The organism is Rothia sp. HMSC065C03 (genome assembly GCF_001837295.1).
In the GTDB taxonomy this organism is placed as follows: domain Bacteria; phylum Actinomycetota; class Actinomycetes; order Actinomycetales; family Micrococcaceae; genus Rothia.
The window spans coordinates 894,960-910,167 of the sequence record NZ_KV832006.1 but is presented as its reverse complement, the minus strand read 5'-3'; the positions used below and the strand labels follow the sequence as shown (position 1 = coordinate 910,167).

Genomic DNA, 15,208 nt, shown 5'->3' with positions numbered 1-15,208 from the left:
AACGATTACACCACTCCACAGGACTTGACCTGAGCAAGAGCACGTTCTACAATTGACGCATGAGTTCAAGGAGGTTCGCATGACCGCTTACGACCACTCGTCGGGGTACACCTACGGCACCGATGCCGTCCCCACGTCTCCGCTCACACTCGAGGATCTACGCCAGATTGAGGCCGCCGCGCACGTCCAGCCCGGTGACGCAGAGCTGCTCGCGCGAGCAGAACCCATCCTGGCGCCGCATGCCATGGAAATGGTCGACACGTGGCGCGGGATTTTGGCTCAAAAGACCTACCTGGCAGCACATTCCGCGCATCCGGATGGACAGCCGAACCCCGAGTACGCGCAGGCGTCAAAGCCCCGATTCGCCCAGTGGATCATCGACATGTGCACGCGCGAGCGGGATCAGGCGTGGTTGGACTACCAGTACCTGATCGGAGCTCGACACATGACCGCGGCGAAGAACGCGGCGGATGGGGCGGACTCGACGCCATTCGTGCCTCTGCGCTACGTGCTCGCCTTCATCGCGCCGACTGTGGAGGTCGGGCACCGTCTCCTGGCGGAGGGCTTCGAGGGCGCAGAACTGGACGCTGTCCGTGACGCGTGGACTCGCGCTGTGACTGTCGCCGTGACAGTGTGGGCGTATGCCTACCGCGATCACCCCGAGCAATTCTGATCCGGCGCTCGCCACCTACGACTCCCCCATCGGCCGCCTCACGCTTGATAGCGGTGTATTCGTCTTTCGCACTCTCTGACTGCTCTCCCTGGAAGCCTCAGTGGCTTCCAGGGAGAGCTTTCTTTCTGGGTTATAGGACACTACGTGTTGCTGGTTGGGTGACTTTTCGGCTTTCTGGTGCGGGAAAGTCACTCTTTCAGTTGGTCGTGTTTGCCTCGTTCCTGTGAATACTGCATCGTGCTCTGTGTGTGGCTGCCCCATGATCCGTCACGGTAAGAAGTCAACAGGAGGTCCTTTGAAGATCGCGGTGGTAGAAGTCCGCTCATCATCAAGGACCTCGACCTCTACCCACAACCCCCGACCAATACCTGGTCACCCACACTAGTACCACCCAAACGAGGCAGGTACACGCTAGAGGACCGCGTTGCCGTCCACCGCTGCTGCATCGACCTAACCCTGCTCCAAATGGCCACAGGGCTGCGCGTAAGCGAAGCAAGAACTCTCATGTGGGACGACATCATCACCGACGACCAAAACCGCCCAGCGTGCATTATTCGGGCTGAAAACGCCAAGACAGGCACCACCCGCGTCGCGGCTCTCGTCGAGCCTGCGGTCTATGAGCACCTTACCCGTAGACGAGATGAAGTCGGTGGAGCCTACGTTGTGGGCGCACCGCTCAACCCAGACACCGAGTGGGACAGATACAACGCTCAGAAGGCTCTCAAGGCGTTCTACAAGGATCTGGCTCGCGACTGCGGAGTGCCTCTGCTGGAGACCCACCGCACCCACGTCTGGAGAACCACCCTCAACACCATGTACCGCACGGACGTAGACGCGCTACTGCGTGCTCGAACGCTCGGCCACTCGGTCGATGTGAACGCACAGGCATACTCAGACCTGTCAGACCTCACAACGCTGTACGAGGCAGCCCGAGCACGGCGTAGGGAGGAAAGGTAGTCCCTACCTTATTCCCTATCTTTCGTGAGGATATGCCGGTAACTTCAAGTATCTTTAGGGAAGGATAAGGGGACGGTTACCGCACAATATCAACGATTACTTGGCTGTATCTCACTGTTTCATTAAAAAGAGATGCAGACCCCGGAGGTCGCAGGTTCAAATCCTGTCCCCGCAACGGATAACTCCCGATAGCTTTTAGCTATCGGGAGTTTTTTTATTCCCCAAAACCCGTACCCCCCCCCGCTGACCTATCTCCTTCTGCCGTCCTCCTGTCACTCTCCGACTCACCCTCCGACCGCCGGCCTGCCTTCTTTCGCCACCTTCCTGCACCTTTCCTATTGGCGACCTGTCTTCATTTGCCGCCTACCTTTCTTCTTCTTGTGCTACCTTTCTGCCGCCTGCTGGGCGGCTTTCTTTATATCCCCTGCCTTCTGTAATCTGCGGAGGGGGTCTTCTGAGCCTTGTTGGGGCGGTGCTTCGGGGAGACTGATAGGGGCTTGCCCGCTGCCCCTTCGGGGTGTTTGGGGTGGATCTTCCTGCCTCTTGAAACCTCCTCACGGAACCTCCTTATGGAATTTCATAGAACCGTCGTGAAAGTTACCCTGGACTGGTTTCGGAACGTCTCCCGATGTGTCTTTCGAGGTATTCCTCAGCGTGTCTATCGGGGCTTCAAGCGGATGTGCTCATGGGGGTGGCGGAGCCACTTCCGAGTGGTTATTGGGGGATGGTTATGCCTTCTTGAGACGCTGCTTTTGGGGGTTCTGAAATGGGGCTTGAAAGGGGTTCTGAAGGAGACTCTGGGGCGGGTCTCAAGGACCCAACGAGGGGTTCGAAGGGTGCCTGAGCGGGGGAGTGGCGAGGGGGATATTTTTGCCTCAAAGTGCATTCTCAAAGTGGAATATGCGAAAGATGCCTATATTCCGGGCTTGGAAATCACCCGTTCTGCCCCGGAATTCCGCGGTTTTTGGAAGAAAATGGTCTTCGAGTGCAACAATTCACTCTGAAAGTGATTGTAGTCACATATAAAACATTCAAGTTAATTGTAGGGTTTTTTGAAACTCTTTCAAAAAACGCTCAAAAACCCCGGAAAATCAAGGAAAAATAGCTCATTCAACCTCTAGTTGAGGGTGATTAAAGTTAAGCTAGAAGTTGAGAAAAAGCTCTTGTTAAGATTGAATCTTGTTCGATACCCAAAAATAGCCCCAAAAAACCGCTGGAAAAGGCTTTTTGACCTGGTAGCTTTGAGTACGTGGTCACCGCGGTCCGCCGCGTAGCTCTCCGGATCCACACCGCACCCCTCCATCACATGAGGACATCCCCGCAACACACACGGGGATGGTTGATGGAAGCGTCTCGTGCGGCGTCACATCCGCGGGCCGACCGCCTATAGGCTTCTCACCTATAGACCACCTATCACTCAACCACTCACGGGCGTTCACGCCCCAGAAACACCAACAACGAGGACAACCCCATGGCACTTCGCCCCCGCACTGTTAAGGCTGGCTCTCTCGCAGCCATCGCTGTACCCTCCGTGCTCGGTAGCACCCTGGTAGCACCCGCTTCCGCTTTTGCACCCGTCGTTCAGGACATCCCCGGCGCAGCTACCGCAACCCAGGCTCCGAAGTCTCTGTTCACCTCCACCGTGCAGCCGACCCTCTCTCAGGTTGCTGTGCAGATCCGTCTGCAGGCTGAACAGGCAAAGCAGACTCAGCAGGCTCCCGCAACGACTGCGGTTCAGCCCATCCAGAAGACCTACACTGCTCAGGCTGCTCAGCCCGCACAAGCAACCCAGCAGGCTGCTCCCTCAGCTACCTTCCAGTCTGCACAGGCGGCACAGGCTGCACAGCCTTCCGCTCAGCCGACCCTGGCGCAGGCTGCACAGCCTTCCGCTCAGCCCACCCTGGCTCAGGTCGCCCAGACTCCCGCAGCTACCCAGAACGCTGTAACCCCTGCCGCTCAGCCCGCGCAGACTGTACAGGCTACCCAGGCGGCATCCGGTGTGGCGGCAACCCGCACCAACCAGACTTTCCTGTCCTACACCTCCCCGGCTGGTACCACCTCGCAGTACCACGTCTACGCTGAGGGCGTGGACTTCTCCAAGCCCGTTGGCGTGGTCTTCTACTTCGACGGCGACTACTGGCGTAACGACCAGTCCAAGGTCTACGACCCCTCCGGTGAGCTGGCTCAGATGGCTGCATCCGCAGCGGCACAGAACATGCTGTTCGTGCCCGTCATCTCCCCGGACACCAACCGTTACGATGCTGGCGTGACCTGGTGGGAAAACATGGACCGTAACGGCGAGTTCTTCCGCTCCTTCGCTTCCTCCTTCATCGCGGCTAACGGCGTGGACTCCTCCAACGTGTGGACCATGGGCTACTCCGGTGGCGCTGAGTTCATCACCTACGAGCTGAACACTAAGCCCCAGACCTGGCGCAATGGCGGCGGCTCCATTATGGTCGCTGGCGGCGGCCTGGACGAGGGCACCCCCTCGGATGCGCTGAAGTCCCAGCCCATGTTCTGGTACGCAAACTCGAACGATGGCTCCGGCGAGACCTACCCGCAGACCTGGAGCGCACGAGGCGCCGTTGAGGGCGGCTACAACGCCTACCGCAACGCCGGCTACACCAACGCTTCCGCGACCGTTCTGAACGGCTCGGGCCACTTCGACTACAACTTCTCGCAGATTCTGAGCAACTCGCTCTCCAAGGGCAAGGCAACCGCCGCTCCCAAGGTCGAGCAGAAGACCGAACAGAAGGCTGAGCAGAAGCAGCAGAACACTCAGCGTGCCCGCACCATGAGCTCCGCAACCTACCAGAGCTACACCTCCCCGGCGGGCACCACCTCCCAGTACCACGTGTACGCGAACAACCTGGACTACTCCAAGCCCGTTGGCGTGGTCTTCTACTTCGACGGTGACTACTGGCAGCGTGACGAGTCCAAGGTCTACACCCCCGACGAGGGCATGCTCGCGGCGATGGGCAAGATCGCTAATGCCCGCAACATGGTCTTCGTGCCTATTATCTCCCCGGACACCAACGCATCCGGCAACGGCATCACCTGGTGGGAAGACATGAACACCAACGGTGAGTTCTTCCGCTCCTTCGCTTCCTCCTTCATCGGCCAGAACAACCTGGACGCTTCCCAGGTGTGGACCATGGGCTACTCCGGTGGCGCTGAGTTCATCACCTACGAGCTGACCGACCACAACACCGCATGGCGTAACGGTGGCGGCTCCATCATGGTTGCAGGCGGCGACTCGGACGGCTCCGTGGACGCTGATGCAACCACTAAGGGCTTGCCTATGTACTGGTGGGTTGGCGCGAACGACACCTCCGGTAACACCTACCCCGTCACCTGGAGCGCACGTGGCGCAGTCGAGTCCGGCTACAACGCATACCTGGGCGCTGGCTTCTCCGACGCCCGCGTGAAGCTGATTGACGGCTTCAGCCACCACGACTACGACCTGCCGCACATCCTGGCGTCCTCCCTGGACTTTGCGGGTAAGACCCCCGCGCTGGGCTACAGCGACCTGTCCGACTCGAACCCGAACTACAACGAGATCAGCTGGAACTCTGATCACCGCATCATGCTCGGCTTCGCGGACGGCACCTTCCGCCCGAACGCATCGGTCAACCGTGCACAGCTGGCAACCTACCTGTACCGCGTGGCTGGTCGCCCCGCAGTGAACGCACCGGCTGTTTCGCCGTTCAGCGATGTTCCGGTCAACCACCCCGCGTACAAGGAGATCTTCTGGCTGAGCCAGCAGGGCATCAACGGTAGCGACTTCCGCCCCCTGGAGGCCGTCACTGAGTCCACCATGGCTGAGTTCATGTACCGTGCAGCTGGCTCCCCGGCACAGGCTCAGGGCGGCTACGCGTCCCAGGCTCTGGCATGGGCTGCCTCCAACGGCATCGGTACCGGCTCCACCTCCTCGGCAGCCATCACCCGTGACGCTATGGCAGGCTACCTGTACATCTACGCTAACTAAGGCGCACGGCCCCTAACGCATAAAGAACCGCCCCGCTCCTGAAATTCAGGAACGGGGCGGTTCTTTCTATAGGTTTAGCTCAAGAAGCTATACGCTAGACCAAGCTTAGAAGATCCTAGGCTTAGAGGGTCTGGGTGGGGGATTCCACAGCCAGGGGAGCCGGAGCTGCCGGAGCGTTCTTTGCCTTCAGAGCAGCCAGGCGAGCGTCCAGCTCGGTGTCGCGCTCCATCTGGTCCAGGGTGTTGAACTGTGCGTCCAGGGAGGAAGCTGCCAGCTCCTGCTGACCGATGACGCGTGCCTCTTCGCGGCGAACCTTCTCTTCGAAGCGGCTCATCTCGCTGGTCGGGTCCAGAACGTCGAACGCCTTCAGAGCGTCGTTCACCTGGGTCTGAGCTGCTGCAGTCTTCTGACGTGCGGTCAGCTCATCGCGCTTGTACTTGACCTCTTCAAGCTTGGAGCGCATCTTCTCCAGGCCGTCCTTGAGCTGGTTGACAACCTGAGTCTGAGAAGCCAGCTGAGGCTCAACAGCCTGCGCAGCCTTCTCAGCCAGCAGCTGCTTGTTCAGAGCAATCTTCGCGAGGTTATCGAACTTGTCAGCGTTGGCAACGTCGCCAGCTGCGCGGAACTCATCAGCCTTGTTAGAAGCTGCCAGAGCCTTGGTGCCCCACTCCTGAGCGGTCTTGACGTCCTCAGCGTGGTCCTTCTCGAGCAGACGCAGGTTGCCGATGGTCTGTGCTACTGCAGCCTCCGCCTCGCGGATGTTGTTGGTGTAGTCACGAACCATCTGGTCCAGCATCTTCTCCGGGTCCTCAGCTGCATCAATCAGAGCGTTGATGTTTGCCTTAGCGAGCTGTGCAATACGGCCGAAGATGGTCTGCTTAGCCATAATCTCCTACTTTCTGTTCACGGGCTGCGGGGGAGCACTACGCTCCTCGTGAGCCGTGCCCGTATAACTAATTATGTGGCAGATTTCTGGGTGCATGCTGTGAAAATGATGCACGCCTGATTTCTGCAACCTAAACTTTTGGTAAATTACCTCAGGTGTTTTCCGACTGGGGAAGAAAGCGGTGAGGTAAGCTATCCACCCCGCCGGTCAGACTGTAGAAAAACCTACAGAAACCGACCGACAGAATCGGTAGCATCGGAGGCGGTTAGAAGCTACCGCCGTCACCACCGCCGCTACCCCAATCGCCGCCACCGCCGCTGAAGCCGCCGCCCCAGCTGCCGCCGCTACTACCACCACTGCTGTGGCCGCCGCTGCTACCCCAGCTACTGGTGCCGGAGTTCATCGCGGTCATCAGAGCGCCCAGCAGCAGGCCCTTCGCCAGGTCACCGCCGAAGCTACCGCCGCCGCGGTCGTTCTGGTTGTTGTAGTAGTTGCCGACCTCGCTCTGAGCTCGGTTCTGCGCGTCGGTCGCCTTCTGAATCGCCATGTTGGCTTCCTTCATAGCGTTCAGCGGATCCGAAGAAGCCAGACGCTGAGCCTGACCCAGGTGACGCTCCGCCTCAGAAACAGCGGTCAGGGTCATCGGACCCACCGCAGCACGGCGGTTATTGATGTAGCTACGCGCACCGTTCACCGCAGCGTACGCAGAACGCATCGTACGATCCAGGTTCTGCGAAGCCGCACGAGAACGCTCACGGGTAGCACGCATATTCGTCATTGCCTTATCCAGCTCGGCGGAAAGCTGACGCAGCTGGTTCGCCAGAGTCAGCGGGTCATTCGGGCGAGCCGAAGCGCTCTGATTGACCTGGTTGAGCACCGCCTCCATACCGGCAGCGACCGCACCCAAATCATCGCGACGCTGAGATGCAGCCAGGCTCTTCGCCTCAGCCACGTCACGCTGAATGCTCAGCAGGTCGGTGCTCAGACCCAGCTGAGCCTGCTCCAGCTCATGCGAGCGGGTATTCACTGCCGCACCCAGAGTCTGAATCTGCGAGGCGGCTTCCTCAGCGGTGCGCAGGTGAGCAACTGCCTCCGAACGAGCGGTCGTAACGGTCGCCTGAGCCTTCTCAACCTCCGCAGCGCACAGCACCATGTTCGACTCCAACAGGGTAGGAGTCTTCGAAATGGGCTCCAGTGCGCTGGGCAGGTAACGTTCCTTCAACGCGCGGTACTGGGCGGCAATCTCCTCCACCGAGGCACGCAGCTGCGGCAGACGCTGAGCCAGAGCCTCAATAGCCTGCGGTGCCTCCTGCTCCAGGTTGCGCAACTGAGCCAGCTTAGCGTCCTGCTCCTGAGCAATACGGGTGACTTCCTGAGAGTTATCAATAATCTCAGTCAACCAGGCACGCTGCTCAGCCTCAGTATCCGGGATGCTATCGGTCAGAAGCTGCTGACGCTGGAAGGACTTACGCATCAGATCCTCAGCACGCGCAATCTCCTGAGCGAACTCAGCAACCTGCTGATCGCTGTACTGTGCGCGCGCAAAATCCAGTTCCTGCTTCGCGTGGCTCATCGTCGTATCAGCCTGCAGAAGGGCGCTACCGGCGCGAGTGCGCAACTCCTCCAGCGGAACCTCCGGAATGGGGGAGTAGTTACGAGGCGCACCGTAGGAACGCTGAGGCTGCTGCTGAGCGTTCTTCTTCTTGCGGCGGCGGTACATCGCGTAACCGCCAGCACCCACGGTCGCCGCAGCACCCACACCGAGCACGCTGGTTACAACACCCGAAGAGCTACCGCCCTTCTGGGCCTCGATACCCTCAACCGCGGCAAGCGCCGCACCCGAATAGTCGCTATTCTGCAGCTTCGGTTTGATGTAGTTCTGGTACACCTTCGTCTGCTGATCGCTCGACAGGGTCTTCGTGCTACCCGCCAAGAAATACGCCTGGCGAGACTCGGTAGCAATCACCAGCACCACATCGGCAGAACCCCAATTGTTCTTCGTAGCAAGCGCCTTCGTCCAGCTCGAAGAAGTAGACGGGTTCTCAAACTTATCGATGACCACAACGTGCAAATCCACGTTGTGCTTCTTCGACAGAGCAGAAATCTTAGACTTCAGGGTAGCGGTATCACCCAAAGAGTTCGTGGAATCGTACACGGTGGTGCCCGTAATCTGCATCGGGTCAGCAGCCTGCGCCGATGTGCTCAAAAACGCAGAACCAGCCGGCAAAACCACCGGGGCACAAGAAAGACCTGCCGCCAGCACTGTGGCACCCAAGATAGTGCGCAGGCGAGGGCGTGCGGGACGAATCTGACGCGCAAAGGCGTGCTCGGTCATGGTCTTTCCTCCGTTGTCGTGAAGTATGAACGGACCTGCACTTCACGGTGTGCTTGTTCAACGCACACCTTAGTGCTGGTCACATTATTAGTGTAGCGGTGGCATAGCTACACAGACGCACAGATACGAGAATATTGCGCCGCTGTTTGCCGACCGTTTACCGTCTTCCCAGGCTTTATACAGGAAAGCCGGTATACAGGAAAGCCGGTATATAGGAGAGCCGGGGTCTAGCCTCACGCCAGACCCCGGCTCACCGGCTATTCAGTGATTAGCGCCGACGCGCAATCTTCAGATTGCTCATCAGGTGCTCCACTACCTCTGCGGCATCAACATCGTGGATACTCTGCGCTATGCCGTTCACCACCTGAACTCGCGAAGACGAGGCGAACATCCAACCCAAGAACTGCACATAATTCAGCAACCTAGAACTGCGTTCTGCCTGCTTTCGCATCTGTGACCACAAAAAGGGCGTAGTCGGCACGCCACGGCCCTTATACACCTGGGAATTAGAATGGGCATCCAGAAGCTCAGCGAGCGCCTCAATATTTTCGGTCAGCTCCTTCAAATCCTCATCCCCGGCAGAGGAGCCGACGTAATACCGTTCAACCAGGCTCAAAGGCATGTAGCCGCTACAGCTACTCACCCACGCCAGCTCCAAACGCAGATTCTGCAGACGAAGCACCTGCTTCAGAAGTCTCGAATGGGTGCGCAACACAGACAACGGCATGGAAGATAGTCTCTTCTCCTCCGAAAGCAGACCCTCGAAGGAGCCTTCCCCGGAAAACGCCTTATACGGATCCGAGACGCCCACCAGAAGCACCGGTCCCTCGTAGTGAACGAACGCCAGAACCTCGGGAACACTCGAGAGGGAACGGATGCGCTCGCCAATGGTCGGAAGATCCTCCCCATCCGGGGCGTACTGTTCGCGGCTGAACGTCAACGTCTGGATAGGCTGCTCGGCAAGGTCGGGCGAGTCATGAGCAAGCGCTCGCAAATCGGTCACAGCCTCCGCCAGAACGCCGTCCTGCTCAACCTGCAGAAGCTCCTGGAGAAGCTCAATGACAGAGCGCGCCTGCAGGCACAAGACAGCGGCGCAGAACTCCGCATCCTGAAGCTCAAGACGCACCTTCTCCAGGCGCTCTTCCAGCGTGGACTGCACGCCCTTGAGCTCAAACTCGCTTAGCTGTTCCGGACGGAGCATACGGTGCGTACCATCATCGCCGGAACGGTAGAAAAGCTCGCTAAACTCCAACGTAGACTGAACGCCCTTCAACGCCCGCTCTCGCAACTCGGGCAGAACGTTAAAGGCGACTTCGGTCATCTCATTCCAGACCTTGGCCTCATCGATCTTCGAATCCTTACGAGCAGTCTTCTTCCATGTCTCGGCAAGCTGCATAGCGCGGTCAAATTCGCTCAGTTCCACAAAAGCCGCCAGCTTCTGTGCGCTCTCACGCAGATAACGCACCGCGTACAGGCGGTCGCTCAAAGAATCCGGGAGAGTATCCTCCAGCAGACGCCAACGGAAGGTACGCTCAAAGCACTCCTCCGTCAGGCTGATGACGGCGGCGCTCAGCGAGAGCGCATGATCGCGGGCAAAAGCGAAAGAGCCCGGAGCCTCCGCCAGACGAGGAAGGGACGTGTAGAACTCCAACGCCCCGCTCAGCTTCAGTCGAGACTTCCGAATCGTCTCTTCCAGCTCGGCGGCAAGCACCGCGCGGTCAGCCTGGGCAGTCTCCTTGAAGCTGTGTAGCGGGGAAACCTGCGCACGCTCCAGCGTCTGCAGGTTCATGACCGCACGCATGAGGTAGTTCTCCAGGATCCTGACCTGCTCCCAGCGCTGACGCTGATTCAGCGGAACATGATTCTCCTGCGTGCCGACCAACAGATGCTGCGGCACACCGCTAATCGACGGCAACGCAAAGACCTCATCCTCAGATTTACTGGCAGAAAGCACCATGGGGTAGCGGCTGCGCTGTGCGTTCTCTAGAGGGGGAATGAGCTTGAAGTTGGTGCTCAAAGAGAATGGGTCGGAGGGTGCCGGGTTACTCTTGGGAGTCTGCTGGGCGGCCTCCTGTTGCGGGCGCTTTTCAGGCTGCGCCGGGGTGTTCTGGGGCATGCTCTGTTGCTCCTGGCTTTCTGCTGAATGGTTCTGCCCCGAAGATGAGTCGGCGCTGCCCGCCTGCATTGGCTCCAGTGGGGACGGTGCCGCCACCGGCTGAGGAGGCTGAGGCGAGGGCGCCTGAATCTGCTGGGGGAGCGGGGACTGCGCCTGGGGCGTTGCAGATACCGGGGCCTGCGCGGGGTTCGGTACCTGGTTCTGAACAGGATCCTGCACCGACTGCTGATCGCTACTGCTGGGCTGTGCCGGCTTCGGCTGGTAGTGCATCGGGTAGCTCACCGCGCCCTGTACCTGCTGAGGCGGCATCTGCTGAGGCGGCATCTGCTGATTGGATACCTGCTGATTCATCGCCTGGTTCTGCTGCTGCTGTTGCAATACCTGCCGCCTAATCTCACGCGCGCGACGGCGCGACGGGCTCAACGACGCAAACAACGCCACCATCGCGCAGATCAGAACAAATATAAGCAACGCATACAGGCGGGTTGCGCCGTCCAGCGAAGACGCCACCGCCGGTAGGGTCGGCAGCGCGCCAAGAAGAGCGAAAACAGCAGAAATAATCCTCATGACTTCACCATAACCCAGCCAGCCACCTGCTGCTCGTAGCACCGTTGTCTTACCGCATGCTAAAAGGGAATAGCCGGGGTTCCGGGTACTCTCCGCCAGTGCTTTCCGCCAGTGCCTCCCGCACCAGCGTCACAGTTAAAAGACGATGCGGCGCAAGCCCTCATGCAGGGACCTACGCCGCATCAATCATCACTCAACTCACTATCACACCCGGGCCGGTCCTCACACCGACCCTTCGGGACATACTGGGGATTCTCACCCCTCCGGTGCAGGGCTCTCAACTCCTGCTCCGGAAAACTATCAAACTCTATGCGCTACCTACCGGCGGTCAATGCGTGGGTGGCAAGCGGCTGCGCCAGCTCGGAGGCCTTCTCTGCACGATGACGGCGGTACACCATTCCCGAGCAACAAGCCACAATACCCGCACCGATACCGATGGAGCTTGCCAAGACCGCACAGAAAATCAGGGTTCCGATCATCATGGGTTTCTCCTCGTGTTTGTCCTTTGCATTGGTTTTCGTTCCTATGTGTCTTCAACATTACGGACCGACTCTGTGCTGAAGCTGTGTATGCGGACGCATCATGCTGTGTAAACCATGGAGAAAAACCGAGTGCTTTAAAAGAGAAGCCTGAGAGCGACGAAAAATAGCGAACAAAGCCCCAAAATAAACCAGCCGTCGGGTGAATCGCCGAGCACCTCAGACCTGCTAATCGGTACCAAATGAAGGGGGATGAGAAAAATTCCCAGGGAACTCCCCGAAAACCAACAGCGAAAAGATATCGAACGCCCTGAAACACCCTCTACAGTAGAAAGGTAGCGTGCGCCCAGGGTGACGCATACGCACGACTTCTAGGAGAACTCATGACTCAAAACAACGGATGGTCCCACGGCGGCAATGATGGCGTCACAGATGCAACCCGTCCCATGCAGAACGTCAGCGGACAGGCAGGCTACCAGTCTGCAAGCCAGCAGCAGGGTCAGAACGCATATCCGCAAGCATATGCCTCTCCCGGCTACACCTACCCCCAGGCAGCTGCCGCTCAGGTTGCTGCGGCACAGTCTACGCCCCAGGACACCAACAATAACAAGCGTTACGGCGCAGGTGTTGTGCTCACCGCAGCTCTGCTCGCAGCCCTCGTTGGCGGCGGCGTCGGTGCGGGCGTCGGAGGCGGCATCGCAGCATCGAACAACAGCTCCTCCAGCTCCTCCTCCCGCGGTTCCGTTAGCTCCAATATCAGCAACTCTTCCACCGTGGCAGGCGTAGCAGAAACCGCGAAGAAGGTCCTGCCCTCCACCGTGACTATTGTTGCTTCGAACGGTTCCTCCTCCGGCGGCGGTAGTGGCGTCATCCTCGACAAGGAAGGCCACATCCTCACCAACCACCACGTGGTCACCCTCGAATCTTCCAGGGAAGCATCCACCATTGAGGTACGACTGAGCGATGGCACCGTGCGCACCGCATCCGTGGTGGGCCTGGACGCAGCCGCTGACCTGGCGGTCCTGAAGATCAGCCCCTCCGGCCTGGACCTGCAGCCCATCACCTGGGGTGACTCCTCCAAGCTGGTCTCCGGCGAGGCAGTGGTCGCTCTCGGAGCTCCCTACAGCCGCACCGAGACGGTCACCTCCGGCGTGGTCTCGAACGCAAACCGCGTGCAGCCCGCCGATTCGAAGGGCCAGAACTACATCCCCATGATTCAGGTTGACGCTCCCATCAACCACGGTAACTCCGGCGGCCCGCTGGTGAACCTCAAGGGCGAGCTGGTCGGCATTAACGCGCAGGGCCAGGCAAGCCAGGACGGCGGCACCGCTGACGGTATGGCGTTCTCCATTACCTCCAACTACGCCAAGCGCATCTCCTCCGAGATTATCGCCAAGGGCAAGGCAACCCACGGCTACCTGGGCGCGAGTGTGAAGAACAGCCCCGCAGACACCGGTTCGGGCTCCTCCAAGCTCATCCCCGGTGGTGTGGAGATTACCTCGGTGGCATCGAACAGCCCCGCGTCCAAGGCGGGTCTGCGCACCGGCGACGTGGTACTTGAAGCTGACGGCCACGCTGTGACTAAGAGCGACGAGCTCAACGGTACCGTGCGTGCCGCGGCGGCAGGCTCCGACCTGAAGCTGAAGGTTAAGCGCGGCTCCTCCACCCAGGACATCACCGTGACCCTGGGCGACGCCGACAGCCAGAAGTAAATAGCCAGAAGTAAAACGCCTCTCGCTTCTGAACGTTGAAGGGGCACGGCTGAGAATCACCCGCTCAGCCGACTCTACCGTTCAGCAGGACTAACCGCTCAGCAAGAGCGCAACATGGTGCATACAAAGAAAGCTCCCACCCCATATGCGGGGTGGGAGCTTCTTGCGTTAGTACAGCAAAATGCATTGGTGCCGCAGAGCGGGGGTGGGTCAGGCGCTCTCAAGAACCTCGCCCACGCGCTTCTGCAAAGCCGGGACAACCTCCTGCTCGAACCACGGGTTCTTCGCCTGCCACCTAAAATTCAGCGGCGAAGGATGCACCAGCGGCAGGAACTTGGGAAGGTAAGATTCCCACGCGCGAACCGTCTCCGTCAGGTTCTTCTGTGCCTTCGGGGCGTGCACACCATCCAGGTAATGCTTCTGAGAGTACGCGCCCATCAGCAGAATCAGCTGAACATCCGGCATGAGCTCGAGCAGCTGCGGATGCCACTTCGGCGCGAAATCCTTACGCGGCGGGTTATCACCGTGCGCGCCCTTGCCGGGGTAGTAGAAATCCATCGGCAGCAACGAGATCAGGTTGGGGTCGTAGAACTGCTCGTCCGTCACGCCCATCCACTCGCGCAGCTTCACACCACTCGGGTCATTCCACGGGATGCGGCTCTCCTGCGCGGTACGCCCAGGCGCCTGACCAATCACCACGATGCGTGCCTTCGGGGACGCCGAATAGACCGGCTCCCAACCCTGCTCCGTGAACTCCCTATTCTGCGGATCCTGGCGAATCTGCTCAGCCAGGGGAGGGGTAGTTTCCAGAATCTGCTGAACCAGAGGTGCCGGCAGATTATGGTGTGCAACAGCCATGCTAGATGGTGCCTCCCTCAAAACCGTTCTGACGCCACGCCTCAAAAATTGCGATAGACGCAGAATTAGCCAGGTTCAGCGAACGGCGGCCCGGCTTCATCGGAATCTTCACGCGCTCGGTCACGTGCGGGTCCTGCTGAACCTCAGCGGGCAGACCCACCGACTCCGGACCGAACATGAACACGTCACCCGGGCGGTACTCAATGTCCGCATACGAGGTTGAAGCAGTCGTCGTGAACGCGAAAACACGCTCCGGGGCGAGAGCTTCCCACGCCTCTTCGAGGGTCTCGTGCACCGTCACCACCGCGAGGTCGTGGTAATCCAGACCCGCACGGCGCAGATGCGCATCATCAAAGTTGAAGCCCAGCGGCTTGACCAGGTGTAGCTCAGCGCCGGTAATCGCCGACAGGCGAATAGCGTTGCCGGTATTGCCGGGAATTTCAGGGGTATAGAAAAGAATCTTGAACACGTTCCTAAGTGTACCGCGCAGCCCCTGAACGTCCCCTGATCAGCCCCGAGCAGCCCCGAGCAGCCCAGCGTAGCCCCCGAATAGCCCGGCGGAGTAGCGCCCGCCGTCCCCGCCGCAGGTGAACATGCCTAGAAGAGGCAAGATAGAGCGCGATAAAATAAGCGAGGC

At 59.4% G+C, this 15,208-nt stretch carries 10 protein-coding genes; 4 read left to right on the top strand and 6 right to left on the bottom strand.

The annotated features are described in order from the left end of the window. Positions 1-79: 79 nt before the first annotated feature. From HMPREF2605_RS09180 to HMPREF2605_RS09165, 3 genes are all read left to right on the top strand, one after another. The gene (locus tag HMPREF2605_RS09180) at positions 80-673 is read left to right on the top strand and encodes a protoglobin domain-containing protein (RefSeq protein WP_005505324.1); all 594 of its coding nucleotides are present in this window, start codon (positions 80-82) and stop codon (positions 671-673) included. A gap of 324 nt (positions 674-997) precedes the next feature. Further along, positions 998-1,630 carry a site-specific integrase gene (locus HMPREF2605_RS09175; protein ID WP_314684801.1) on the top strand — a complete coding sequence of 211 codons (633 nt, stop codon included), beginning with the start codon at positions 998-1,000 and terminating at the stop codon, positions 1,628-1,630. Positions 1,631-3,101: 1,471 nt separating this feature from the next. Continuing rightward, a complete protein-coding gene (locus HMPREF2605_RS09165; RefSeq protein ID WP_070848129.1) occupies positions 3,102-5,618 on the top strand; it encodes an S-layer homology domain-containing protein in 2,517 nt (838 codons plus the stop codon). A 121-nt stretch (positions 5,619-5,739) separates the two neighbouring features. On the opposite strand, the gene HMPREF2605_RS09160 is transcribed toward HMPREF2605_RS09165, so the two are convergent. The 4 genes from HMPREF2605_RS09160 to HMPREF2605_RS09560 all read right to left on the bottom strand — a co-directional run bounded on the left by HMPREF2605_RS09160 (position 5,740) and on the right by HMPREF2605_RS09560 (position 12,004). Next, positions 5,740-6,504: a PspA/IM30 family protein gene (locus HMPREF2605_RS09160; protein ID WP_070543768.1), complete on the bottom strand. Its 765-nt coding sequence runs from the start codon at positions 6,502-6,504 to the stop codon at positions 5,740-5,742. A 265-nt stretch (positions 6,505-6,769) separates the two neighbouring features. After that, positions 6,770-8,839, bottom strand: coding sequence for a TPM domain-containing protein (locus HMPREF2605_RS09155; protein ID WP_070848127.1), 2,070 nt, complete (start codon positions 8,837-8,839; stop codon positions 6,770-6,772). A gap of 268 nt (positions 8,840-9,107) precedes the next feature. Continuing rightward, positions 9,108-11,522: a non-ribosomal peptide synthetase subunit gene (locus tag HMPREF2605_RS09150; protein ID WP_070848125.1), complete on the bottom strand. Its 2,415-nt coding sequence runs from the start codon at positions 11,520-11,522 to the stop codon at positions 9,108-9,110. A 314-nt stretch (positions 11,523-11,836) separates the two neighbouring features. Beyond that, complete coding sequence (locus tag HMPREF2605_RS09560) at positions 11,837-12,004, bottom strand: hypothetical protein (protein WP_168167599.1); 168 nt, start codon at positions 12,002-12,004, stop codon at positions 11,837-11,839. A 380-nt stretch (positions 12,005-12,384) separates the two neighbouring features. Between HMPREF2605_RS09560 and HMPREF2605_RS09145 the strand changes: the two genes are divergently transcribed. Continuing rightward, a complete protein-coding gene (locus tag HMPREF2605_RS09145) occupies positions 12,385-13,713 on the top strand; it encodes a S1C family serine protease (RefSeq protein WP_070848123.1) in 1,329 nt (442 codons plus the stop codon). Between the two features lie 210 nt (positions 13,714-13,923). Here the strand turns inward: HMPREF2605_RS09145 and HMPREF2605_RS09140 are convergent, their stop codons facing one another. Together HMPREF2605_RS09140 and HMPREF2605_RS09135 are read right to left on the bottom strand one after the other, a co-directional pair. Beyond that, positions 13,924-14,571 carry a uracil-DNA glycosylase family protein gene (locus HMPREF2605_RS09140; RefSeq protein ID WP_070848121.1) on the bottom strand — a complete coding sequence of 216 codons (648 nt, stop codon included), beginning with the start codon at positions 14,569-14,571 and terminating at the stop codon, positions 13,924-13,926. Between the two features lies 1 nt (position 14,572). Beyond that, on the bottom strand, positions 14,573-15,040 hold the full coding sequence (locus HMPREF2605_RS09135) for a tRNA (cytidine(34)-2'-O)-methyltransferase (RefSeq protein ID WP_070848119.1): 468 nt from the start codon (positions 15,038-15,040) through the stop codon (positions 14,573-14,575). Positions 15,041-15,208: the final 168 nt, after the last annotated feature.